Source organism: Gardnerella rara, assembly GCF_055452355.1.
The window spans coordinates 59,270-82,865 of the sequence record NZ_JBVBJP010000002.1; the positions used below are offsets into that span (position 1 = coordinate 59,270).

The window sequence follows — 23,596 nt, forward strand, 5'->3', positions numbered from 1 at the left end:
CAAATATAACTACTGCCGTGTAGGGTATGCTATATGAAACAAATCATAGTAAACGCGCTAAATCGCATGCCTGTTTTGCTGATTGTTGTTGCAGAAGCCGCAATTGTTTATCTAGCAACTTCTATAGCAAAAGTCGCGTTTAGCCAGCTCGATCCGCTATATTCTGTGTGGTATCGCGTTGGGTTTATGTCTTTGTTTTTGCTTGCCTGGAGAAGGCCATTTTCGCGTAAAAAGCGCGCTCGCAACTCTCTTCCTAAAACGTTAAAAGAATGGTTAATTGTTGTTGCAGTAGGCATTTCCGTTGTTCTTATGAACACAATGTTTTATTTGGCTATTAGCTGCATGGCCGTTGGAGTGGCTGTAACTATTGAGTTTGTAGGGCCTTTAATGGTTGCTGTTATAACGGGTAAAACTTGGCGAGAGCGCGTTGGAATTGTTATTGCGGCTTGCGGAATAGTGCTTCTTGCAAGCGCGTCGATGGGGTCTAACGAAAGCCCGCATTTTTTGGTTGGATTAGTGGCGATTCTTATTGGCGGATCAATGTGGGGAATGTACATTGTATCTGGGCGTATGCTTGCAAGAGGTTCTAATGCAATCGATAGAGTTAGCATTGCTATTTTGATTGGTTGGCTTTTGCAATCGAGCGTTCTTGGTGTTCCTGCAATTTTGAATGTGGTGCATCCTAAAGCTAGTGCAACTTGGGCTGCTGGGCCTTATGGCTCTTTAAAACTTCTTGGGTTAATGGTTGTTATTGCGATTTGTGCGTCTTTTATTCCAACACTTTTAGACCAGGTTTTACTAAAGCGAGTGTCTTCAGCAAGATATTCGGTTATGCAAGCACTTTATCCTGCTATTGCGGCCATTGTTGGCATGGGTTTTGGTGAGATGCCAACGCTGATTGATGTTTGCGGAATGGCTTTAGTAATGTTGGCTGTTGTGATTACATTCTCGGGAGACCATAATCCTGCATAATTCTTGCGTTATGCTGCGCTTGAGTTGTGTTGTGCTAGTCACTTTTGTGTGTTTGGTGTGTCGTTTAGGTGTTGTGCACGTCCTCAAGCGGTGATATAGTTTGAACCTGTTGCTATCTTAGATGGTAACAAAGTGGAGTCATGCCTGAGTGGCCGATAGGGGCACCCTGCTAAGGTGTTAGTCGCGTAAGCGGCTCGAGAGTTCGAATCTCTCTGACTCCGCGATTTAGCTCTAAACTGTTGAAAATCAATGGTTTGGAGCTTTTTTGTTTTCAATGTTAAGTAATACCAATCGAAGTTCTTTGGGCTTAATGACAGCGAGTTTTCCTTGGTATTTCAACGAAAACTCGAGTTTTTAGACACAGTTTTTGCCGCTTACTCCGCCGTCCAAATTGTGTGTAATTGTGCACAATTGTGCATAACAATGTGGATAACTACCCCCTAAAATAGCCTTTAACCACATTGGAAGTTTTTTATTTACAGATTGAAATCCCTAAATCATAGTTAGAGCATGAGCGATTTTTTCGTTCATCGTGGCTAGCAAAACGTTTGTCACGTGAGAGAAAACAACGTTTTAAGGAGTTGATATGGGAAAACATGGATGTAAAAAGATTCCAATCTTTTTGCGCAATAATCGTATGCGAATGTTCTCTTTACTAACAGCGTTGCTGGCGACTATTGCAATCGTTGTTGGTAATGGCGCAATAAATAGTGCATTTGCTTTTGATAACCCAGAATATAAAGGTGAACAAGACAGTTGCGCACGGAATGAAACTGATGGAAAGTTATATGCTCCTGCCTATGGAGGCGGCTATATATTTTGTATTAATACGCCAGAGACTGCTAGTAGAAAAAATTATTATGGTGATGAAAAACCTAAAGAGGAGGAATGGGAAGATGCAGATCAGTATAATCATGATTATTTAATCGCTGCAAAGTTGATTAGCGATTCTATGAAAAGTAGTAATTCAGATCAATTAGCTGCTGCAGCATATGCGCTTCACGATAATCTTGATACAAATAGATCTGAGTGGGATACTGCTAAAAAAGGTGGATTTGGCTCTATTGAATTCATAGAGTCCAGATCCAAATCTGTATGGACTGATGCTAAAAACTCTACTATAACAAGAATATATATTAGCGATAGCTCTTCTACAGGAACCAAATCTGGCTATTTAAATATTTTTGGATATGGCATGACTTACGGTTCTGGTTTGGGAGAGGCAACTAAGTTTAAATTAAAATCCAACAATGAAAATTTAAAGTTTGTAGACAACAAAGGCAATAAAACTGCAGAACTTGAGGGTAGTTTAGGTAGTTTTTCTAATAATAGTACTACTGTTAGCTGGGTTGCCACAGGGGACGGAGAAGCGGAGATTAGCGGAGAATATTATCTGCCTAGATTGAGGTCCCAAAAGAGAAGTTCTGGAACAACCTTATTGTACTTAAAAAAAGAAGACGTTAAGTTTACTATGGATAATTTTAAGTTTAATGTTCATAGGCAGTTCCAGCCAATCGTATCTTCAGAAGTTGTTAATAAAAGTCTAAAAGTTGGCGATTCGGTTGATGTTGTTGTAAAAAGTAGTCTTAAAGATAGCAAAAACGATACTTGGATAGATAAAAAGAATGTTAGAGCTAGAGGGTATTACTTTGTTGGTTCGCATAAAGATATTTTGAAAAAAAGAGAAATAGCAAGTAACAAGAGTGTAAAAGATTACATAAAGGAGTTGCGAGCCGATAAGAGTATTCGTCAGGTTGCTGCAAGTGATGTTGATTTTTCTGGGGAAGATAAAGAAGTTAAGGCAGTTGCTCACGTTACAAATGGCGATTTAGACCATGCAGATCTTGAAAACGCTGCAGAATATAAGGTTACGGATGCGGAGCAAGGATTATTCGGAACTTGGGTTTGGACTATTACGTCTGAAAATCAAGAAGAAGGTACTAAAAAGTTTATTGCTAGCGACTATGTTGAAGGATTTGGCGTCGACGAATCAACTGTATCAAATAAGGCAAAGCCAAAGATTAATCACGTAAAAAATAAGGTAGATAATGTGGTATCCGATACGATTGTGGTTAGTGGATTGCCAAAAGATTATGGTGAATTTAAGAGGAATAAGGAATATGATTTTACTGCCGATTCGGATATGAAAATTCGCTTGTGGTGGATTGGGTATGAAAATGGCGCTACCGATAAAGAATCTATGGCTAAGCTTGCTCCAAGATCGGCTAGGGAGCCTAATGAAGACGATAATCACAAAGAAATCAGCGAATGGAGTGTGCCGCTTAAAAATGGCACTTATACAATTGCGGATAGAAAGGTGATTATTAAGCCAGATAATGAGGCTGGTGGAAAGAAGGAAGGTGCAGAGCCTGGAAAGAAGGAAGGCGCAGAGCCTGGAAAGAAGGAAGGCGCAGAGCCTGGTAAGAATGAAGATAAAGCCGCTGGTGGAAATGATTCTGCAAGTGCGGGTAATTCTGCCAGTGCAGATCCAAATATCATCAACATAAACTCTTGGAATGTTGGCCAAAACGGAATGTACGTTTTTATATATGAAATTCCTGGCTCGTCTAGAGTAGAGGCGCTTAAGACTGCGTACAACGATGCGGAAAGCAGAATTTTGTTTAGCAAAAATGCTGTGAATAATTCGCAGGGTGCTGGTGCGACTGGTGGTGCGCAGGGTGATCAGTCTGGTGCGACTGGTGGTGTTGGAACTGCTGGTACGCAAGGCGGTAAGCCTGGCGAGTCTGCTGGTAAGCCTGGTACACAGTCTGGCGGCAAGCCTGGTACACAGGGCGGTGCTGGTACTCAAGGTGGCACTGGCTCGCAGAGCGGTTCGCAAAGCGGTGTGCAATCTGGTACGCAGGGCGGTAAGCCTGGTGAATCTGCTGGTAAGCCTGGTGAGTCTGGTACGCAAGGTAATCCTGGTTCGCAAGGTGGTGCTGGTACTCAAGGTGGTGCACAGAGTGGTCAAAATGGCGAAAATAATGGGAATGTTACAAGTGCGGAAGTGGATCCAAAAACGTCTGCTGGTGGCGCTGTTGTAGATAACATTGTTTCTAATCAAGATGGGCAGAATCCAAAGTCTCCGCAAGGTTCTGAATCTGTAACGCATGGTACGCAGGGCGGTCAGTCTGGTGCAGGTACGCAGCCAGGTGTTAAGCCTGGTGAATCTGGTGGTAAGGGTGAGCCTGGTGCTGGTACTGCTGGTAAGCCTGGTGAATCTGGTGCGACTGGTACTGCTGGAATGCAAGGTGGTAAGCCTGGTGCTGGTAACGCTCAGGGCGGTGCTGGAACTGCTGGTTCTGGAGCTGCCAGTACACAAGGTGGCGCTGGAAAACAGGGCGGAGCACAGGCGGGCGGTAATACGCAGCTTGGAGCTGCTGGTTCTGGAGTTGCTGGAACGCAAGGTGAATCTGGCGGCAAATCTGTCGGCGTGCAGGGCGGTCAGTCTAGTGCAGGTACGCAGCCTGGTGGTAAGCCTGGTGAGTCGGGTTCTCAAGGTGATCCTGCTTCGCAAGGTGGTGCTGGCACTCAGAGTGGTTCGCAAAGTGGCCCACAAAGTGGCTCACAGGGTGGCTCTAATCAAGATGAAACTAAGATAGAAGGCGGCAAGAAGGAGTCTAAAGAAGGTTCTAAAGAGGGCACTTATAAGGCTGCTCAGCAAGGTTTGCGCGGTTCCCAAGATCCGCAAGATCCGCAAGGTTCGCACGGTAAGAAGAATCCGCAAGAATCCAAGAATCCTCAGGGTTCGCAGAATCCACGAGGCTCCCACGGTTCCCAAGACCTGCTGAATCCGCAAGGCTCCCAGAATCCGCAAGGTCCACAAGATCCGCAAGATCCGCAAACCCCGCAAGATCCGCAGAATCCTCAGGAAAGTGATCCGCATAGAAAGGGAGCAAGAAGCCAAAGACGCAGGCATTCTCGTTTAGGCGAGCGGTCTGGGTATTTAGTAACAACGGGTGTAAAAGTTGAGACAATGTTAATGTTCTCTTTGGCTGCACTTTTGATTTCGGGATCTGTAGTTTTAGCAAAACGTATATATTGCGCTATATATTGATAAGATATTAAATAGAGATAAAAATAGTTGCGTTGTATATTATGCATAATTTATTCTATAAACATAGCTATTTTTGGCGTTTGTAGTTTTTGCATACTATACAACGCATAATTAATGTAAACGCAATGTTTTGTACGAGGTTTTTATGAGTGACTACAACATAGATAAAGAGAAGATGTTGGTTCGCTTGCATAGAGTATGCGGACAAGTTCACGCTGTTGAAAATATGGTTGAAAAAGGTGAAGACTACAACAATATTCTTATGCAGCTTTCTGCTTCTACAGCAGCTCTTAGGGCAGTTGCGCTTATAGTTGCTCATCAAGAAATATCAAAAGCTTTAGATGAAGCTCAAAATGCCGCAGATAAAAGGGTTACCGATAAAAAGGTTGCTGAGCTTGTAGACGTTGTAGACCACTTAATGCGCTACGATAAGTCGTGATTTTAAAATAAGTCGTGATTTATAAAGCCGTGAGTTTAATCGTTGCGTTTTAAAAAGTAGGCGTTTAAGCAATATTTAGAGTATGCGAACTATAACCGATTTACCTAACAACCCTTCGCACTATTCGTTTGTAGAAAAGAAGTCCGAATTTATTTCGGATGCTTGCCATGTTTCTAGTCTCGAAGAAGCAATGGATTTTGTAGAATCCATTAGACTAAGCAATCCAAAAGCAAGGCACGTTGCGTATGCTGCGATTTGCGGAGATAACAATGGTAGATTGTGCGAGCGTATGAGCGATGACGGTGAGCCAGCGGGTACAGCTGGTAAGCCGATTTTAGATGTTATGCGCGCATCTAGCCTTACAGACACGGTTGTAACTGTTACGCGCTATTTTGGTGGGATTTTGCTTGGCTCTGGCGGATTGATACGTGCGTATTCGCGTGCTGCTGCTGGATCTGTGCAGAATAGCAAAATGGCAAACATTGTTTCGTGCAAATGTTTTTCTTGCAAAATTGAATACACGCAGTTAAGAATGTTTAAGCATTTATTGCTAAAGCACAATGCGGAAGTTGTAAACGAAGAATACGGCGTTTCTATTGAATTAAAAGCATGCGTGCCGTGTGAAGAGTCAGACAGATTCCTTGAAGCAGTAAAAAATACGTTTGCTGGTGCAATAATTCCTGATTTTTGTGGTGTTTGTAGTAGAATTTGCTGATTTGCGTTTTCTGTGATTTCTCAAATATAAGATTTGTGTTGCAAAGCTGATAGATTATAAGGTGACTAGGCAAAGGTTGGTGAGTGGCTTATGAATGATGCGCAAAATCAAAACAATGTTAAGCAAGACGGTGATTTGGGCGATGATTTTGGCAATGATTTGGGCCAGAATTCAAACGATTCCTACAATCCATTAACAGCGGTTTATGAGCGTTTAAGGCACTCCACCAACTCTAAAGAGCTGCATGAATTTGCTATCAAAGAACTACCGGATAGGTCTGATCAGGCAGGATTTTCTAGGGCGACTGCACTTTTGGAAGCTGTAGCAGGTAATGCAAATACTCCAGAAGAAGATCGCGTGCATTTAGCAACGGTAATGCCATTCCCGAATATCTTGGTTAAGCTTTCTCAAGACGAGTCTAGTAAAGTCCGTTTAGCTGTTGCAAAGAACAAAAATGCTAAGAATTGGCTTGTTGGAAGGCTTACTAAAGATTCTTGCGCAGAAGTTAGAGATGCAGCGTTATGTAATCCGCGAACATCTTGGAAAATGCGATTAGAAGGCGCTCAAACAGATGGAATTGATGCAAAAACATTGGATTATTTAGCGTCGCTTGGCGCAAGTGAACAAGATGATGATTCTCCAGTGCTTTCCGCAATGGTTAGGCGAGCAGTGGCACTTAATCCCGGCGTGTCGCAGCCGACTTTAGTGGCTTTATCTAAAGACAAAGACTCGGACGTTTCGCTTGCAGCTCTAGGCGTTTTGAATAGTGGCAAATAAATAGAAATAAATAAATACCATTAAATCAGACTTAAGTCTTGAGTATAAACGTAAAATAAATAATAATTGCATACGTTTGCATACGTTTGCATAAACAACACGCGTATGCACGTAAATACGTACACACGTACACACATATATTACGATGGAAAATATGAACACTAAAAATGAAGAAACCACTAAGCCAGCAAGCCCATTGAAGCGATTGGCTGAGCTGATGGGCGTTCGCTCTAAATTCGTTGGATCAGACGGAGTTGAGCATCAAATTGCCGACAGCGTGCTTGTAAAAGTATTGCGCTCGCTATGTGTAGAAGCGCAAACCGATGAACAAATCGAAGAATCCACGCAAAAAATCCTTAACGAGCGTCACACTCGCTTAGTTGCGCCAACGGTTTTGCATACCGTTGGAAAAGAAAGTGAAGTAAGCGTAAATACAGGGATTTTGGAGTATCCTACTGCAACTCTTGTTTTGGAAGATGGGAGCGAATACAAGGGTGATTTGCAGATTTTGCCCTCTAAAAACGACGTTGCAATCCCAGTAGACGGCAAGTTTGTAGCAACATCTTTGCTTAAGATTCCTGCAGACGTTCCAATGGGATACCACACTTTGCGCGTTAGCGTTGCGGATCGCGTAGAAGAGGCCACTCTTATTAGCGCGCCAGAAAGCATTGATACGATTGAAAAGCTAGAAAAAGACGGCAAGCAGATTTGGGGTTGGATGGCTCAGCTCTATTCAATTCGTTCGTCTAAGTCTTGGGGTGTAGGAGATTACGCCGATTTGGCTGATTTGCTTGTTAAAGCTAAGGAAAAGTCGGGAGCAGATTTTGTTCTTATAAATCCGCTTCATGCAGGCGAGCCAGTTGCGCCATTAACCCCTTCGCCATATTTGCCTGTTGCTAGGTCTATGGTAAACGTTACGTATATTCGCCCAGAAAGCATTCCAGAATATAATCTTCTTAGCGAACAAGACCGCAAAAGTGTTGACGATTTGCATAGTCAAGTAGAGCCTCTTAATAACGATGCTCAGATTATTGACCGCGACGCAATGTGGCGTGTAAAAATGCATGCTTTGTGGATTATTTTTAAGTCGGGCATGCAAGACGTGCGCTCGCAAGAGTTTGAAGCGTTTAAAAAAGATATGGGAGATACGCTTGAATCTTATGCGACTTGGTGCCTTTGCTACGATAAGTGGGGCGCTCCTAACGGCAGCGATTGCTGGGAGAAGCATCTTACTAAGGATTCCGATGAGATTAGCGCTTTAGCAAAGCAGTTCCCAGATACGCTAGAGTTTTATCGCTGGCTTGAGTGGATTGCATTTGGCCAGTTGCACGATGCGCAAATGGCGGCTAAAAAAGCAGGCATGCGCATTGGAATTATGTCGGATATGGCCGTTGGTGTGCATCCAGCAGGTTCTGAAGTTTGGTGGAATCCAGAGCGATTTGCAAATGGTGCGTGCGTTGGCGCCCCACCTGATTACTTTAACCAGCAGGGTCAAAATTGGTCCCAGCCTCCGCTTAATCCGTTTGAGCTTGAGCGCACGGGCTTTAAGACCTACAGAGATATGGTTCATGGCATGTTTGCTTCTGCAGGAGCTGTACGAATTGACCATATTCTTGGACTTTTCCGCCTTTGGTGGATTCCAGAAGGATCTACACCAGGCGACGGTGCCTATGTTTACTACGATGCAAACATTATGCTTGGCATTCTTGCGATTGAAGCAACGCGCGCTAATGGCGTTGTAGTTGGAGAAGATCTTGGCGTTGTGCCAGCTGAAACTCTAGAAGTTTTGGCTAAAAACAAGGTTCTTGGCTGTACAGTTGAGTGGTTTGAACAGAGTAACAACGTATTCCGCGAGCCTAAGAAGTGGCGCGAAATGACGCTTGCATCTGTAAATACTCACGATATGCCACCTGCCGCAGGGTACTTAAACTACGAGCATGTTAACATTCGCGAGCGTTTGAATCTTCTTACTGGATCTGTAGAAGAGTTCCGCGCTGACGCTGTTAAAGAGCACAATGCAATGCTTAAGATGCTTGTCTCTTGCGGATTCTTAAACGAAAGTGTGCTAGAGGACGAGTCGCAGCATGAGCAGGAGATTGTTGAAGCGTTGTATAAAGCGCTTAAAGCTGCTCCTTCTAAGCTGCTTGCTGCATCGATTGTTGATGCAACTGGCGAGCACAGAGCGCAAAATCAGCCTGGAACAAACAACGAATATCCAAATTGGCGTATTCCTTTGGCAGATGCCGATTGCAATCCTGTTCTTTTGGACGATTTGTTTGACTTGCCTAGAGTTAAGTCTTTAGCGCAAATCATGAATAAGTAGAGATAGATGCGTAAATAATTGCGGGCTGCAGCGTTTGTTTTTGACTTGCGAGCGTTGTAGTCCGCATTTGCATAACATTGTGGTCCGTGATGTAGTCCGCATTGTATGTAAAATAGAAATTTGCAAATAGTCGTCATATAGCGATATACTTGCAGATTGTTGTGTTTCCCTAAGGGGTCCTTCAAAGCGCTTTTCCCACTCGCCATCGAGGACTTTCAGGGAGCCCACGGATTATGAGTAGAGTATTTTCTATAAACCAAGAAGATATAAAGCTCGAAACACAATAGAGAAAAGGTACGATTGTGAAGACTTTCACACCGAAACCAGCAGATTTAACTCATGACTGGTACATTATCGACGCCACGGATGTGGTGCTTGGTCGCTTGGCTTCCCAGGTAGCTATTTTGCTTCGTGGTAAGAATAAGCCAACGTATGCTCCTCACGCTGATTCTGGCAATCACGTTATTATTATTAACGCAGATAAGATTGCTTTGACTGGCAATAAGTTGAGCAAGGAATTGTATTCCCACTCTGGCCGTCCAGGTGGACTTCGCCGCGATAGCTATGCTGAGCTTTTGGAGAAGAATCCAAAGCGCATCATCGTTTCCGCTGTTAAGGGAATGCTTCCAAAGAATCGTCTTGCTAAGGTTCAGCTTGATCGCCTTCGTGTGTTCACTGGCGCTGAGCATCCTCATATTTCGCAAAAGCCACAGGTCTTCGAGATCTCTCAGGTTAGCCAGCAGGCTAAGTGAATCGTAAGGAGAATATGATTATGGTAGATAACAACAACTCCGCGGTTCTTGAGAACGAAGAAGAACTGACTAGCTACACCACCGAAACCAACGCTGGCGCAGGCACTGGTACTTCCGCTATTGCTCCAGGCTATGGCACTGGTCGTCGTAAGGAAGCCGTTGCTCGTGTTCGCTTGGTTCCAGGTTCTGGTAAGTGGACTATTAATGGCCGCACTCTTGAGGAATACTTCCCATCTCGCTTATTGCAGCGCGAAGTTAATTCCCCAATCGTGCTTCTAAAGCTTGAAGGTAAGTTCGACGTTGTCGTTTTGGTAGACGGCGGCGGCACCACTGGTCAAGCAGGCGCAATTCGCTTGGGCGTTGCCCGCGCTTTGAATGCTATTGACCGCGATGCAAACCGTGCTTCCCTAAAGAAGGCTGGCTTCTTGACCCGCGACTCTCGCGTTGTGGAACGCAAGAAGGCTGGTTTGCACAAGGCACGTCGTGCACCTCAGTTCTCGAAGCGTTAAGCTGCGAAGAATTACAACTTCAATGGCTTCTGGCTTATGCTGGGAGCCATTTTTGTTTATGCGTAATCTAAATCAAGTTAAATGTTATTAATCGTTTGCAAGTTGTCTCTAAATCTAACATTCTAGAAAATTTTTCAGCAAGTCGCACATAAATCATTACAAATAAGAACAAATAACGAACATTAGAGGATAAACCTCGCTCATAAATAGCGCAACTCGCTGCAAAGCCAAAATAGTACAGTAAATCAAGTAGATTGTGAACTGTATCACATACCAGCATTATGATGCGTCTTTCATAGAAGATTATGCATGTAAATGTTGATGTGCCAAAGCGTAGAAGTACGTAAGGAATCTAAAGATCGAGGAGGACCAGATGGCGCAGGCGCAAACAACGGCGCAAGAAAATGTGCTCGATGAAAAAGAGCAAGCGGCATTAGCTGCAAAACAAGAAGTTGATGAGTTAGCTAAAAAAGCAAAAGTCGCTTTAAATGAATTTGAAAAGTTAAATCAAACTCAGGTAGATAGAATCGTAGCAAAGGCCTCAATCGCAGCTCTAAACAAGCACTTAGTCTTAGCAAAAATGGCTGTTGAAGAAACAGGCCGAGGATTAGTGGAAGATAAGGCTACAAAAAACATCTTTGCATGCGAACATATTACGCATTATCTTGCAGGCCAGCGTACGGTTGGCATTATTAGAGAAGATGACGTTCTTGGAATCGACGAAATCGCTGAGCCAGTTGGCATTGTGGCGGGTGTTACACCAGTTACAAATCCAACTTCCACAGCCATTTTTAAGTCGTTAATCGCACTTAAAACTCGTTGCCCAATTATTTTTGGCTTCCATCCATTTGCTCAAAAGTGCTCTGCAGAAGCGGCCAGGATTGTGCGCGATGCAGCAATAGAAGCGGGCGCGCCAGAAAACTGCATTCAGTGGATTGAACACCCATCAATCGAAGCTACGGGAGCTTTGATGAAGCACCCAGACGTTGCAACAATTCTTGCAACGGGCGGTCCAGGAATGGTTAAGGCAGCTTATTCTTCGGGAAAGCCAGCATTGGGCGTTGGCGCAGGAAACGCTCCAGCATACGTTGATGCAGATGTAGATATTGAGCGCGCTGCAAACGATTTGGTACTTTCAAAGCATTTTGACTACGGCATGATTTGCGCAACCGAGCAAGCGATTATTGCGCATAAAGATGTGTACAATGCTTTGAAGTTAGAATTAAAGCGCCGTAAAGCTTACTTTGTAAACGAAGAAGAAAAGGCAAAGCTTGAGCAATACATGTTTGGTTGCACGTCTTACAGCGGCCAGACTCCAAAGCTTAATTCTGTTGTTCCTGGAAGGTCGCCTCAATTTATTGCGCAGCAGGCTGGATTTGAGATTCCAGAAGATGCCGTGATTCTTATTGCCGAATGCAAAGAAGTTGGCGAGATGGAGCCGCTAACAATGGAAAAGTTGGCTCCTGTTCATGCTTTGCTTAAGGCAGATAGCAAAGAACAAGGCTTTGAAATGTGCGAGAAGATGCTTGTTCACGGAGCAGGTCACACTGCTGTAATTCACACCAATAATCAGCAGCTTGCTCGCGAATATGGCAGCCGCATGCACGCATGCCGAATCATTTGGAACTCCCCAGGATCTTTGGGCGGCGTTGGAGATATCTACAACGCAATTGCGCCTTCTTTAACTTTGGGATGCGGTTCTTATGGTGGAAACTCCGTTTCTGGAAACGTTCAAGCAGTCAATCTTATTAATATAAAGCGCATAGCGCGAAGGAATAACAATATGCAATGGTTCAAGATTCCGGCCAAAACGTATTTTGAGCCGAATGCTGTTCGTTATTTGCGTGACATGTATGGCATTGAGCGTGCCGTTATTGTGTGCGATAAAGTGATGGAACAGCTTGGGATTATAGACAAGGTGATTGATCAGCTTCGTGCTAGAGATAATCGCGTAACGTTTAGAATTATTGACTACGTCGAGCCAGAGCCAAGCGTTGAAACTGTTGAGCGCGGCGCGGAAATGATGCGTGAAGAGTTCCAGCCAGACACGATTATTGCTGTTGGCGGCGGTTCTCCAATGGACGCGGCAAAGATTATGTGGCTTCTTTACGAGCACCCAGAAATTTCCTTCGCAGATTTGCGCGAGAAGTTCTTTGATATTAGAAAGCGCGCGTTTAAGATTCCGCCTCTTGGTAAAAAGGCTTGCTTGATTTGCATGCCAACGTCTTCTGGAACAGGATCGGAAGTTACTCCGTTTGCTGTTATTACAGACCATAAGACGGGTTACAAGTACCCGATTACGGATTACGCGATTACGCCTTCGGTTGCAATTGTGGATCCTGTTTTGGCGCGTACTCAGCCTAGAAAACTTGCTTGCGATTCTGGTTTTGACGCTTTGACGCACTCTATGGAAGCCTTTGCATCTGTTTATGCTAACGACTTTACGGACGCAATGGCTTTGCATGCAGCAAAGTTGATTTGGGATAATCTTAACGATTCTGTGAATGCCGAAGATTCTGAGCGCAAGATTCAAGCGCAAGAGAAGATGCATAACGCAGCTACTATGGCTGGAATGGCGTTTGGCTCTGCGTTCCTTGGAATGTGCCACGCAATGGCGCATACAATCGGAGCTTTGTGCCACGTTGTGCACGGTCACACGAATGCAATTTTGCTGCCTTATGTAATTCGCTACAATGGTCAAATTCCACAAGAGCCTACAAGCTGGCCAAAGTACAATCGCTACATTGCTCCAGAGCGCTACCAGCAGCTTGCTAAGAATCTTGGCGTAGATCCTGGTAAAACTCCTCAGGAGGGCGTAGAGAATTTGGCGCGTGCTGTTGAAAACTACAGGGACAATCTTCTTAGCATGGATGCCTCGTTTAAGGCGTGCGGTGTGGATGAAGAATATTATTGGTCTTTGTTGGATCAGATCGGTATGCGTGCTTACGAAGATCAGTGCGCTCCTGCAAATCCGCGTATTCCTCAAATCGAAGATATGAAGGATATTGCGATTGCAGCATATTATGGCGTTTCTCAAGAAGAAGGTCATCGTATGCGTTTAGAGCGTGAATCTAAGTGATTATTGAGTAATTTATTGCATATTTAGTTATAAATGGCAGAGGCTGCACTAGCTGTAGTTTCTGCCATTTTTCGTTGGAAAATAGCCGACACGCCCGATTTTTGTTAATCCAAGGTTGATGGTTTAATTACTTAGTTGCCTGTTTTTAAGGCTCGCATATTGTAATTCAAAAAAGCGAGCGCAGAAGCAGAAATCGCAGTTTTTTGTTGATTTTTGTAGGCTGCGCACTGATGTGGAATGGCCTTTAGTGTCTATTCTCCCGGTGCCCTTTAATACAGGTTGGTAAACAGTAAACGAATCGCTAGAAAGGGCGGACGGCAATGGCGGGACAGAAAATCCGCATCAGGCTTAAGTCCTATGACCATGAGGTCATCGACCAATCGGCGAAGAAAATCGTCGAGACGGTGACGAACGCGGGCGCCACAGTAGTGGGTCCGGTTCCTCTGCCGACCGAGAAGAACGTGTTTGTTGTTATCCGTTCTCCTCACAAATATAAGGATTCTCGCGAGCATTTCGAGATGCGCACTCATAAGCGCCTCATTGACATCGTTGATCCAACGCCAAAGGCTGTGGATTCTTTGATGCACATTGACCTGCCTGCGGATGTAAATATCGAGATTAAGCTGTAGGAAGGGGGGTAAATAATGTCGCAAAATAAGAATCGCACTGCTTTGCTCGGCCGTAAGCTGGGCATGAGCCAGGTTTGGGATGAAAACGGCCTTTTTGTCCCCGTAACTCTGGTTGAGGTTGCTACCAACGTAGTTACCGCTGTTAAGACCGAAGAAACTGACGGTTATTGCGCCGTACAGCTCGGTTATGGCCAGATTGATCCTACCAAGGTTACCAAGCCATTGGCTGGTCACTTTGCAAAGGCTGGCGTGACTCCTCGTCGTCACCTTGCTGAGGTGCGCACTGAAAATGCAGCAGATTACAAGCCAGGTCAGGAATTGACCGCTGAGGTATTTGCTGAAGGTGCAGAAGTCGACGTAACGGGTACTACAAAGGGTAAAGGCTTTGCTGGCACAATCAAGCGTTGGGGCTTCAAGTCTTACCGTCGTACTCACGGCTCGCACAAGAATGAACGTCGTCCAGGTTCTGTGGGCGCATGTGCAACTCCAAGCCGCATTTTGAAGGGCAAGCGTATGGCTGGTCGCATGGGTCATGTGACTTCTACTGCGCTCAACCTCACAATCGTTTCTTCGGATGTTGAGAACGGTATTTTAGCTATCAAGGGTGCTATTCCAGGGCCTAAGGGTGCTATCGTTCTAGTCCGTTCGGCAGTGAAGGGAGCCTGATTTAAATGGCAAACGTAACTCTGAACGTAACTGACACCAAGGGCAAGGCAAACGGCACTGTTGAAGCTCCTGCCGAGATTTTCGGCATCTCCAACGAAGACGTTTTGGCTCACGGCCCATTGGTTCATCAGGTCGTTATTGCTCAGCTTGCTGCTGCTCGCCAGGGTACTCACGCGGTTAAGAATCGCGCTAACGTATCTGGTGGCGGTAAGAAGCCATGGAAGCAAAAGGGCACTGGTCGTGCTCGTCAAGGCTCCATTCGCGCTCCACAGTGGGTGCATGGTGGCGTTGTACACGGTCCAGTTCCTCGCAAGTACGATCAGCGTACTCCAAAGAAGATGAAGGCAGCTGCTCTTCGTTATGCTCTTTCGGATCGTGCAAATGCTGGTCGCATTGCAATTGTGGACTTTGGCATTAAGGATGTTCCATCCACCAAGGCAGCTGTTGCAGCACTTACACCAGTAACTAAGGATCAGTTCACCACCGTTGTTCTCTCTCGCGAGAACATCAACGAGTGGATGTCTGTTCGTAACATTCCTACGGTGCATGTGATCTTCGCTGATCAGCTCAACACCTACGATGTCATCACCGCTCAGTACGTCGTCTTCTCCAAGGAAGGTTTCGAAGCCTTCGTTGCAGCTAAGACCGAGCCTGAAGTTAAGGAGGCCTGATTTAAATGGTCGCAGTCCATAACCCAGCACATGACATCATTTTAAAGCCTGTTGTTTCCGAAAAAAGCTATGCAGCTTCCGATCGTGGCCAGTACACCTTCGTTGTAGCTCCAGATGCTAATAAGGTTCAGATTAAGCAGGCTATCGAAGAGATCTTCAAGGTCAAGGTAACGAATGTTAATACCTTGAACCGCGCTGGCAAGCTTAAGCGCTCCCGCACCGGCTTCGGTCGTCGTGTGAATCAAAAGCGCGCTATTGTCACCGTGGCACAAGGCCAGACAATCGATATCTTTGGTAACTGAAGGCTAGCCGAGAAAAGTAAAGGAATACTACATTATGGCTATCCGCGTTTATAAGCCTACGACTGCAGGACGTCGTAACGCTTCGGTTTCGGACTTCTCCGAGATTACGCGTTCCACTCCTGAAAAGTCGTTGGTACGCAAACTCAGCAAAACTGGCGGTCGTAACTCTTACGGTCGCATGACTTCCCGCCATCGCGGCGGCGGACACAAGCGTCAGTATCGTCTCATTGACTTTAAGCGTTGGGACAAGGATGGCGTGCCAGCAAAGGTTGCTCACATTGAGTATGACCCTAATCGTTCCGCTCGCATCGCATTGTTGCATTATGCAGATGGTGAGAAGCGCTACATTATCGCTCCTGAAGGCATTTCCCAGGGAGATGTTATTGAGACTGGCGCCAAGGCTGATATTAAGCCAGGCAACAACTTGCCTCTTAAGAACATCCCAACTGGTACCGTGGTTCACGCAATCGAGCTTCGTCCACTTGGTGGCGCAAAGATTGCACGCTCCGCAGGTGCTGCCGTTCAGCTCGTAGCTAAGGATGGCGCTTACGTTCAGTTGCGTATGCCATCTGGCGAAATTCGTAACGTGGACGCTCGTTGCCGCGCTACAATCGGCGAGGTTGGCAACTCCGACCACGCTAATATCGAGCTTGGTAAGGCAGGTCGTGCTCGTTGGCTTGGTCGCAGGCCAATCACCCGAGGCGAATCTATGAACCCTGTTGATCACCCTCATGGTGGTCGTACCCGTGGTGGTAAACCACCTGTTTCTCCATGGGGCAAGGGCGAGGTTCGTACCCGCCGTCCGAAGAAGGCTTCGAACAAGATGATTGTTCGTCGTCGTCCGAATGGTAAGAACCGCAAGTAAGGGAGTGTCGAACAGATGACTCGTAGCATCAAGAAGGGCCCTTTCGTCGACGCCCACTTACAGAAGAAAGTCGATGAGCAAAACGACAAGGGCACGCATAACGTCATCAAGACGTGGTCGCGTCGTTCGATGATCACTCCTGATTTCATTGGACACACCTTTGCCGTACACGATGGCCGCAAGCATGTGCCGGTATTCGTTACCGAAGCAATGGTTGGTCATAAGCTCGGTGAATTCGCCCCAACCAAGACCTTCAAGGGTCATGTGAAGGACGACAAGAAAGCACGCCGCTAAAGGAGAGTTAGGACACATGGAAGCTAAAGCAATCGCTCGTCACGTACGTGTGACGCCGCGCAAGGCTCGCCGCATGGTCGACCTCATCCGAGGCAAGCGTGCAAGCGAAGCTATTACCATTTTGAAGTTTGCTCCTCAAGACGCATCGTTGCCGGTGCGCAAGGTTCTTGAAAGCGCGATCGCTAATGCTCGCGTTAAGGCCGAAAAGGCTGGAGAACCATTCCGCGAGCAAGACTTGGTCATCAAGGAAACTTATGTGGATGAGGGCGTAACGCTTAAGCGTTTCCGTGCTCGTGCACAGGGTCGCGCTGCGCGCATTAACAAGCGCACAAGCCATATCACTGTTATCGTCTCGCTTAAGGAAGGGGATCGCTAAAGATGGGTCAGAAGATCAATCCTTTCGGCTATCGCCTGGGCATTACCGAGAATCATCGCTCTAGGTGGTTCTCCGATTCTACTAAAGCCGGCGAGCGTTACCGTGACTTCGTCCTTGAGGATGACAAGATTCGCAAGGAAATGAGCCATGACCTCGAGCGTGCAGGCGTGTCCCGCATTGTTATCGAGCGTACCCGTGACCGCGTTCGTGTGGATATTCACACCGCCCGTCCAGGTATTATCATCGGTCGTCGTGGCGCAGAAGCCGAGCGTGTTCGTGCAAAGCTTGAGAAGCTCACTGGTAAGCAAGTACAGCTCAACATCTTTGAAGTAAAGAACGCTGCACTTGACGCTCAATTAGTTGCTCAGGGAATTGCGGAACAGTTGACTAACCGCGTTACATTCCGTCGCGCTATGCGTAAGGCACAGCAAGACGCAATGCGCGCAGGTGCCAAGGGTATCCGTATTAAGCTCTCTGGTCGCCTTGGTGGCGCCGAAATGAGCCGTTCTGAGTTCTACCGCGAAGGTCGCGTTCCACTGCAGACCTTGCGCGCCCTTATTGATTACGGCTTCTTTGAAGCTAAGACCACTTACGGCCGTATTGGCGTAAAGGTTTGGATTTACAAGGGCGATATGACTGAGCGTGAGTTCGAAGAGCAGCAGGCTCAGCAGGGTAAGCGTGAAGGTCGCCGTGGCGATCGTCGTCCACGTCGTGGCGCACGCTCTGCCAATCAGCAGAAGGCTACCGAGGCACAGGCCGAAAAGCCAGCCGAGGCTGTAGCTGCTGAAGCTCCTGCCGCAACGGAAACGAAGGAGTGAGCAGATGCTTATCCCAAAAAGGACTAAATATCGCAAGCAGCACCGTCCTACCCGTAGCGGCATGTCTAAGGGTGGAACCGCTATCGCTTTCGGCGATTTCGGTATTCAGGCGCTGGCTCCGGCGTACATCACTAACCGTCAGATCGAGGCAGCCCGTATCGCAATGACCCGCTATATTAAGCGTGGTGGTCGCGTGTGGATTACGGTTTTCCCTGATCGTCCATTAACCAAGCACCCGCTTGGTGCACGAATGGGTTCTGGTAAGGGCGCTCCAGAATTCTGGATTGCCAACATTCACCCAGGTCGTGTAATGTTCGAGATCGGTGGTGTTTCTGAGGACGTCGCTCGCGAGGCTTTGCGCCGCGCTATCGACAAGCTCCCAATGAAATGCCGTGTTATTGCGCGTGAAGGCGGTGACATCTGATGCCAGTCGGAACTGCAGACTACACCATCAAGAATTTAAACGAGAAGACTAATGCTGAAATTGAAGGCTTCTTAAAGAAGTCTAAGGAAGAGCTTTTTAACTTGCGCTTCCAGGCAGCAACTGGTCAACTTGAAAACAGCGCTCGCCTCAAGGCGGTCAAGCACGACATAGCCAGGATGTATACTGTCCTGCGTGAGCGTGAACTCGGCATCAGCCAAGAGCCTGGCGCCACTGAGGTCAAGGAGAAGTAAGCATGGCTGAGAACCAAGAGCGCAACTTCCGCAAGGTTCGTCGCGGCTACGTCGTGTCCGAGGCCATGGACAAGACGATTGCCGTGGAGTTGGAGCAGCGTTCGACACACCCACTTTACGGTAAAGTCGTCCGCTCCACCCGCAAGGTCAAGGCCCATGATGAACACAATGAGGCGCATATTGGCGACCTCGTGAGTATTATGGAAACTCGTCCTTTGAGCAAGACCAAGCGTTGGCGTCTCGACTCGATTATCGAGCGCGCCAAGTAAACAAGTTCAGCAAGGCTCCGCGCTTCACCTGTGCTGCTTATTTGAGCGGTACGGGTGAGCGGGGAGAACCAGCTCGACTAAGGAGAATCAATGATTCAGCAGGAAACGCGGCTTCATGTCGCCGACAACACGGGTGCTAAGGAATTGCTTGCCATCCGCGTGCTCGGTGGATCGAAGCGACGCTATGCCGGCATCGGCGACATTATCGTCGCCTCCGTTAAGGATGCTATTCCTGGCGGGTCGGTCAAGAAAGGCGACGTAGTTAAGGCTGTCGTCGTCCGTACTGTCAAGGAACATCGTCGTGTTGATGGTTCCTATATTAAGTTCGACGAGAACGCCGCTGTTATTCTCGGCTCTGGCCGTGAACCAAAGGGCACTCGTATCTTTGGACCAGTCGGTCGTGAATTGCGCGATAAGCGCTTCATGAAGATTGTGTCCCTCGCCCCGGAGGTGATCTGAGATGGTAGCCAAGATTAAGTCCGGCGACCAGGTAAAGGTTATCCGCGGCAAGGATCGCGGTAAGGAAGGCAAAGTACTTCGTGTACTCGCCGAAGACCGTTTGATCGTCGAGGGTGTTCAGGTTGTTAAGAAGCATGTGCGTGCTACCCAGCAGGGTCAGCAGGCAGGCATCGTCTCTGTTGAGGCTCCAATTCACCGTTCTAACGTTATGGTGATTGACCCAGAGACCAAGCAGCCAACCCGCGTGGGCGTGATTGTTAAGCAAGAAGCTCGCGACGGCAAGGTAAAGACCGTGCGCGTGCGTGTAGCTAAGAAGTCCGGAAAGGAGCTGGCATGACCGATACTACAGTTGAGGCGCCGGCAACTCCGCGCTTAAAGCAGCAATACAATGATCAAATCGTTCCAGCTTTGGAAAAGGAATTTGGCCACACTAATCCTATGCAGGTGGCTCGTTTGCAGAAGGTCGTCGTCTCTATGGGCGTTGGCGCTGCAGCTCGTGATTCCAAGCTCATCGAAGGTGCGATTAAGGATCTCACTTTGATTACTGGTCAGAAGCCAAAGGTTACCAAGGCTAAGAAGTCTGTTGCGCAGTTCCATTTGCGCGAAGGTCAGGCTATTGGCGCTTACGTAACTCTTCGCGGTGATCGTATGTGGGAGTTCTTGGATCGTTTGCTCACTCTGGCTCTGCCACGTATCCGCGATTTCCGTGGTATTAATGGCAACCAGTTCGACGGTCAGGGTAACTACAACTTCGGTCTTACGGAGCAGTCAATGTTCCACGAGATTGATCCTGATTCGATTGATCATCAGCGTGGTATGGACATCACCGTGGTGACCACCACCAAGGACGATGTGGAAGCGAAGTCGCTACTTAAGCACCTCGGTTTCCCATTCAAGGAGAACTGATATGGCAAAAACCGCTCTGAAAAACAAGGCGGCCGCTAAGCCGAAGTTCAAGGTGCGCGCTTATACGCGTTGCCAGGTTTGTGGTCGTCCTCACTCCGTGTATCGCAAGTTCGGTCTGTGCCGTGTATGCCTTCGTGAAAAGGCACATCGCGGTGAACTGCCGGGTGTTACGAAGTCCAGTTGGTAAATATCGACGCTGAAGGTCCACTGCTTTATTAATTAAAACAAACAGGCGGTGGAAACCACGGCGAGAAAGGGCGTTAGCCCAACATGACAATGACAGATCCTATCGCAGACATGTTGACACGTCTGCGTAATGCGAGCGCGGCAAAGCACGATATCGTGGAAATGCCGTACTCCAAGTTCAAGGCGAATATCGCCGAGATTCTTAAGCGCGAAGGCTATATTAAAGACTTCGCTGCTAAAGAAGCTAAGGTTGGACAGACTTTGGAAGTCACTTTAAAGTATGGCTCCAATGGTCAGCGTTCCATCCAGGGCATTAAGCGCATTTCTAAGCCAGGCTTGCGTCGTTACGCAAAGTCTGATTCTTTGCCTATGCCTCTTGGCGGTCTCGGTATCGCTATTATCTCGACCAGCTCGGGATTGTTGACTCAGAAGGAATGCCTCGATCGAGGCATTGGCGGCGAGATTGTCGCCTACGTATGGTGAGAAAGGAGAGCTGAAAATGGCATCGCATATTGGTAAGCTCCCCGTCGACATTCCTGCAGGCGTGGAAGTTAAGATTGAAGGTCAGTCCTTTAGCGCTAAGGGTGCTAAGGGCTCTGATTCCTATGTAATTCCAGAAGGTATTACCGCTGAAGTTGCTGATGGCAAGATTGTTTTGACCCCAGTTGACGATTTGCGTCCAACTCGTGCAAAGCACGGTTTGGCTCGCGCAATCGTGGCGTCTATGGTTAAGGGTGTGCACGAAGGCTACACCAAGACTCTAGACATTGTTGGAACTGGTTATCGTGCTGTAATGAAGGGCAAGGGCATTGAGTTCTCGCTCGGTTATTCGCACACCATTACCGTTCAGCCACCTGAGGGCATTGAGTTTGAATTGCCAAACGCAAATCAGGTAATCGTCAAGGGTACTGACAAGCAGGCCGTTGGTCAGGCTGCCGCTAACATTCGCAAGCTTCGTGCTCCAGAACCTTATAAGGGCAAGGGCATTAAGTACAGCGATGAGCGTATTTTGCGCAAGGCTGGAAAGGCTGGTAAGTGATATGAGCGTTAAGATTTTCGGTAAGGGTACCAAAGTCGCACGTTTGCGTCGTCACGCCCGTCTTCGTAAGCGCATTTCTGGTACTCCAGAGCGCCCACGTTTGGTAGTTTCTCGTTCTAACCGTCACATGGTTGCTCAGATTGTGGATGACACCAAGGGTCTTACCCTTGTAAGCGCTTCCACCTTGACTTCTGACTTCGCTGGTTTTACTGGTACGAAGACTGAAGCTGCTACCAAGGTTGGCGAGTTAATCGCAGCCAAGGCGAAGGAAGCGGGAATCACCGCTGTTATCTTCGATCGTGGCGGTAATAAGTATCATGGTCGCGTCGCAGCCGTAGCTGAAGGCGCCCGTCAGGGAGGTCTAGCACTGTGAGCGATAACGAAAAGGAAACCCAAGTGGCTGAAGAAACTCAGAACACTCAGGCATCCGCTGAGGAGCGTACCGACGATCGTCGTTCCCGTCGTTCTAAGGGCGAAGGTAAGCGTAGCGAGCGTCGTAACCGTCGTGAAGAAAACCGCGGCGAAGAGCTTTTGGATCGCGTAGTTACTATTAACCGTGTTTCCAAGACCCACAAGGGTGGTCGTACCTTTAGCTTTGCAGCACTTGTTGTTGTTGGCGACGGTAAGGGCACTGTTGGTGTTGGTTACGGTAAGTCTCGCGAAGTTCCAGCAGCTATCGCTAAGGGTCAGCTTGACGCTAAGAAGCACATGTTTACTGTTCCACGCATTCGTGGCACCGTTACCCACCCTGTGTTGGGTCACGATGCTGCTGGTACAGTTTTGCTTCGTCCAGCTGCTCCAGGTACTGGTGTAATCGCAGGTGGCGCTGTGCGTGCTGTTATGGAGTGCGCTGGCATTACCGATATCCTCACCAAGTCCATGGGCTCCGCAACCGCTGTTAACGTGGTTCGCGCTACTGTGGATGCTTTGAAGAAGCTTGAAGAGCCAGAAGAAATTTGCGCTCGTCGTGGACTTTCCCTCGAGGAAGTTGCACCAGACGCATTGCTTCGTGAGCGCGCTGCTGGCATTGCCGAAGCTCGCAAGGCTCGTGAAGAAGCTCAGGCTGCTAAGGCTGCCCAGGCAAAGGATGGTGAGTGATGGCTAACTTAAAGATCACTCTGGTGCACGGTTTGGTTCATTCCACCGAGCGTCAGCGCGCGAACGTTAAGACTCTTGGCCTTCACAAGATTGGCCAGAGCGTTGTTCGCGAGGACAATCCAGTCAATCGTGGCTTGGTTATGGCCGTTCGCCACTTGCTAAGCGTTGAGGAGGTTGACTGATTATGGCTAATGAAGAACCAATGTTGCACATGCACACGTTGCGTCCAGCTCCAGGAGCTAAGAAGGATCGCATCCGCGTGGGTCGTGGTGAAGGCTCTAAGGGTAAGACTTCGGGTCGTGGAGATAAAGGTACGAAGAAGCGTTACCAAGTTCGTCCAGGCTTTGAAGGCGGCCAGCTTCCACTTTACATGCGCTTGCCTAAGCTTCGTGGCTTTAAGAGCCCATTCAAGAAGGAGTTCCAGGTTGTTAATGTTGCAGCCCTTGCAGAACTCTTCCCAAAGGGTGGCGAAGTCACTGTTGCTGATTTGGTAGTTAAGGGCGCTGTGCGTGATGGTTACCCAGTTAAGGTTTTGGGCGATGGCGATCTTAAGGTTGCTCTAACTCTTAAGGGAGTTAAGGCTTCTGCATCTGCTAAGGCCAAGATTGAAGCTGCTGGCGGCTCTGTTAGCGAAGAGTAGTAATACTCAGCTAATTAGTCGATTAGCTAATACGCAGTGATTTAACTGTTCAATAATCCCTCTAGCTTTAGGCTAGGGGG

30 protein-coding genes and 1 tRNA gene are annotated in these 23,596 nt (G+C 47.4%); all 31 read left to right on the top strand.

The features are described from left to right. Positions 1–33 precede the first annotated feature (33 nt). Positions 34–972, top strand: a complete 939-nt coding sequence (locus ACZ0NX_RS01895) for an EamA family transporter (protein WP_415688956.1) — start codon at positions 34–36, stop codon at positions 970–972. A 134-nt stretch (positions 973–1,106) separates the two neighbouring features. After that, a tRNA-Ser gene (locus ACZ0NX_RS01900) sits at positions 1,107–1,193 on the top strand. A gap of 365 nt (positions 1,194–1,558) precedes the next feature. Further along, the gene (locus tag ACZ0NX_RS01905) at positions 1,559–5,029 is read left to right on the top strand and encodes a mediator complex subunit 15 domain-containing protein (protein ID WP_464405209.1); all 3,471 of its coding nucleotides are present in this window, start codon (positions 1,559–1,561) and stop codon (positions 5,027–5,029) included. Positions 5,030–5,174: 145 nt separating this feature from the next. Then, entirely contained in the window at positions 5,175–5,468 is a 294-nt protein-coding gene (locus ACZ0NX_RS01910) for a metal-sensitive transcriptional regulator (RefSeq protein ID WP_415688960.1), read from the top strand. 82 nt (positions 5,469–5,550) lie between these two features. Further along, entirely contained in the window at positions 5,551–6,183 is a 633-nt protein-coding gene (locus ACZ0NX_RS01915; protein ID WP_464405211.1) for an IMPACT family protein, read from the top strand. A 90-nt stretch (positions 6,184–6,273) separates the two neighbouring features. Then, complete coding sequence (locus tag ACZ0NX_RS01920) at positions 6,274–6,960, top strand: AbrB family transcriptional regulator (protein WP_464405213.1); 687 nt, start codon at positions 6,274–6,276, stop codon at positions 6,958–6,960. 154 nt (positions 6,961–7,114) lie between these two features. Further along, positions 7,115–9,283: a 4-alpha-glucanotransferase gene (malQ, locus tag ACZ0NX_RS01925; RefSeq protein WP_464405215.1), complete on the top strand. Its 2,169-nt coding sequence runs from the start codon at positions 7,115–7,117 to the stop codon at positions 9,281–9,283. Between the two features lie 302 nt (positions 9,284–9,585). Then, complete coding sequence (gene rplM, locus ACZ0NX_RS01930; RefSeq protein ID WP_060786830.1) at positions 9,586–10,035, top strand: 50S ribosomal protein L13; 450 nt, start codon at positions 9,586–9,588, stop codon at positions 10,033–10,035. 20 nt (positions 10,036–10,055) lie between these two features. Then, positions 10,056–10,544: a 30S ribosomal protein S9 gene (gene rpsI, locus ACZ0NX_RS01935; protein WP_060786867.1), complete on the top strand. Its 489-nt coding sequence runs from the start codon at positions 10,056–10,058 to the stop codon at positions 10,542–10,544. Between the two features lie 373 nt (positions 10,545–10,917). Next, on the top strand, positions 10,918–13,623 hold the full coding sequence (gene adhE, locus ACZ0NX_RS01940) for a bifunctional acetaldehyde-CoA/alcohol dehydrogenase (protein ID WP_464405217.1): 2,706 nt from the start codon (positions 10,918–10,920) through the stop codon (positions 13,621–13,623). A 320-nt stretch (positions 13,624–13,943) separates the two neighbouring features. Beyond that, positions 13,944–14,252, top strand: a complete 309-nt coding sequence (gene rpsJ / locus ACZ0NX_RS01945) for a 30S ribosomal protein S10 (RefSeq protein WP_003808013.1) — start codon at positions 13,944–13,946, stop codon at positions 14,250–14,252. Between the two features lie 15 nt (positions 14,253–14,267). Further along, positions 14,268–14,918, top strand: coding sequence for a 50S ribosomal protein L3 (rplC, locus tag ACZ0NX_RS01950; protein WP_004116043.1), 651 nt, complete (start codon positions 14,268–14,270; stop codon positions 14,916–14,918). Between the two features lie 5 nt (positions 14,919–14,923). Next, positions 14,924–15,589, top strand: coding sequence for a 50S ribosomal protein L4 (rplD, locus tag ACZ0NX_RS01955; RefSeq protein ID WP_060786832.1), 666 nt, complete (start codon positions 14,924–14,926; stop codon positions 15,587–15,589). 5 nt (positions 15,590–15,594) lie between these two features. Next, complete coding sequence (gene rplW, locus ACZ0NX_RS01960; RefSeq protein ID WP_415688968.1) at positions 15,595–15,891, top strand: 50S ribosomal protein L23; 297 nt, start codon at positions 15,595–15,597, stop codon at positions 15,889–15,891. A gap of 34 nt (positions 15,892–15,925) precedes the next feature. Next, on the top strand, positions 15,926–16,756 hold the full coding sequence (gene rplB / locus ACZ0NX_RS01965) for a 50S ribosomal protein L2 (RefSeq protein ID WP_060786834.1): 831 nt from the start codon (positions 15,926–15,928) through the stop codon (positions 16,754–16,756). A gap of 15 nt (positions 16,757–16,771) precedes the next feature. After that, positions 16,772–17,050, top strand: coding sequence for a 30S ribosomal protein S19 (gene rpsS, locus ACZ0NX_RS01970; RefSeq protein ID WP_004114357.1), 279 nt, complete (start codon positions 16,772–16,774; stop codon positions 17,048–17,050). Between the two features lie 16 nt (positions 17,051–17,066). Beyond that, entirely contained in the window at positions 17,067–17,426 is a 360-nt protein-coding gene (gene rplV / locus ACZ0NX_RS01975; RefSeq protein WP_004114358.1) for a 50S ribosomal protein L22, read from the top strand. A 2-nt stretch (positions 17,427–17,428) separates the two neighbouring features. Then, positions 17,429–18,244, top strand: a complete 816-nt coding sequence (rpsC, locus tag ACZ0NX_RS01980) for a 30S ribosomal protein S3 (RefSeq protein ID WP_004131698.1) — start codon at positions 17,429–17,431, stop codon at positions 18,242–18,244. A 4-nt stretch (positions 18,245–18,248) separates the two neighbouring features. After that, on the top strand, positions 18,249–18,668 hold the full coding sequence (rplP, locus tag ACZ0NX_RS01985) for a 50S ribosomal protein L16 (protein ID WP_004114362.1): 420 nt from the start codon (positions 18,249–18,251) through the stop codon (positions 18,666–18,668). Next, complete coding sequence (gene rpmC, locus ACZ0NX_RS01990) at positions 18,668–18,919, top strand: 50S ribosomal protein L29 (RefSeq protein ID WP_004129054.1); 252 nt, start codon at positions 18,668–18,670, stop codon at positions 18,917–18,919. The genes rplP and rpmC overlap by 1 nt, the downstream gene beginning before the upstream one ends. A 2-nt stretch (positions 18,920–18,921) precedes the next feature. After that, positions 18,922–19,188, top strand: a complete 267-nt coding sequence (rpsQ, locus tag ACZ0NX_RS01995; protein ID WP_004114365.1) for a 30S ribosomal protein S17 — start codon at positions 18,922–18,924, stop codon at positions 19,186–19,188. A 90-nt stretch (positions 19,189–19,278) separates the two neighbouring features. Beyond that, entirely contained in the window at positions 19,279–19,647 is a 369-nt protein-coding gene (rplN, locus tag ACZ0NX_RS02000) for a 50S ribosomal protein L14 (protein ID WP_004114366.1), read from the top strand. A gap of 1 nt (position 19,648) precedes the next feature. After that, the gene (rplX, locus tag ACZ0NX_RS02005; protein ID WP_004114367.1) at positions 19,649–19,984 is read left to right on the top strand and encodes a 50S ribosomal protein L24; all 336 of its coding nucleotides are present in this window, start codon (positions 19,649–19,651) and stop codon (positions 19,982–19,984) included. Further along, on the top strand, positions 19,981–20,553 hold the full coding sequence (rplE, locus tag ACZ0NX_RS02010; protein WP_004114368.1) for a 50S ribosomal protein L5: 573 nt from the start codon (positions 19,981–19,983) through the stop codon (positions 20,551–20,553). Before rplX ends, rplE begins: the two co-directional genes overlap by 4 nt. Position 20,554: 1 nt before the next feature. Continuing rightward, positions 20,555–20,740 carry a type Z 30S ribosomal protein S14 gene (locus ACZ0NX_RS02015; RefSeq protein ID WP_004114370.1) on the top strand — a complete coding sequence of 62 codons (186 nt, stop codon included), beginning with the start codon at positions 20,555–20,557 and terminating at the stop codon, positions 20,738–20,740. A gap of 83 nt (positions 20,741–20,823) precedes the next feature. Next, on the top strand, positions 20,824–21,222 hold the full coding sequence (gene rpsH, locus ACZ0NX_RS02020) for a 30S ribosomal protein S8 (RefSeq protein ID WP_004131699.1): 399 nt from the start codon (positions 20,824–20,826) through the stop codon (positions 21,220–21,222). A 16-nt stretch (positions 21,223–21,238) separates the two neighbouring features. Continuing rightward, entirely contained in the window at positions 21,239–21,778 is a 540-nt protein-coding gene (gene rplF / locus ACZ0NX_RS02025; protein ID WP_060786835.1) for a 50S ribosomal protein L6, read from the top strand. A 1-nt stretch (position 21,779) separates the two neighbouring features. Further along, positions 21,780–22,151, top strand: coding sequence for a 50S ribosomal protein L18 (gene rplR / locus ACZ0NX_RS02030; protein WP_004114376.1), 372 nt, complete (start codon positions 21,780–21,782; stop codon positions 22,149–22,151). Further along, positions 22,148–22,876: a 30S ribosomal protein S5 gene (rpsE, locus tag ACZ0NX_RS02035; RefSeq protein ID WP_060786836.1), complete on the top strand. Its 729-nt coding sequence runs from the start codon at positions 22,148–22,150 to the stop codon at positions 22,874–22,876. The genes rplR and rpsE overlap by 4 nt, the downstream gene beginning before the upstream one ends. Further along, positions 22,876–23,058: a 50S ribosomal protein L30 gene (gene rpmD / locus ACZ0NX_RS02040; RefSeq protein ID WP_060786837.1), complete on the top strand. Its 183-nt coding sequence runs from the start codon at positions 22,876–22,878 to the stop codon at positions 23,056–23,058. Before rpsE ends, rpmD begins: the two co-directional genes overlap by 1 nt. A 2-nt stretch (positions 23,059–23,060) precedes the next feature. Then, positions 23,061–23,516: a 50S ribosomal protein L15 gene (rplO, locus tag ACZ0NX_RS02045; protein ID WP_004131703.1), complete on the top strand. Its 456-nt coding sequence runs from the start codon at positions 23,061–23,063 to the stop codon at positions 23,514–23,516. The last annotated feature ends 80 nt before the right edge of the window (positions 23,517–23,596 follow it).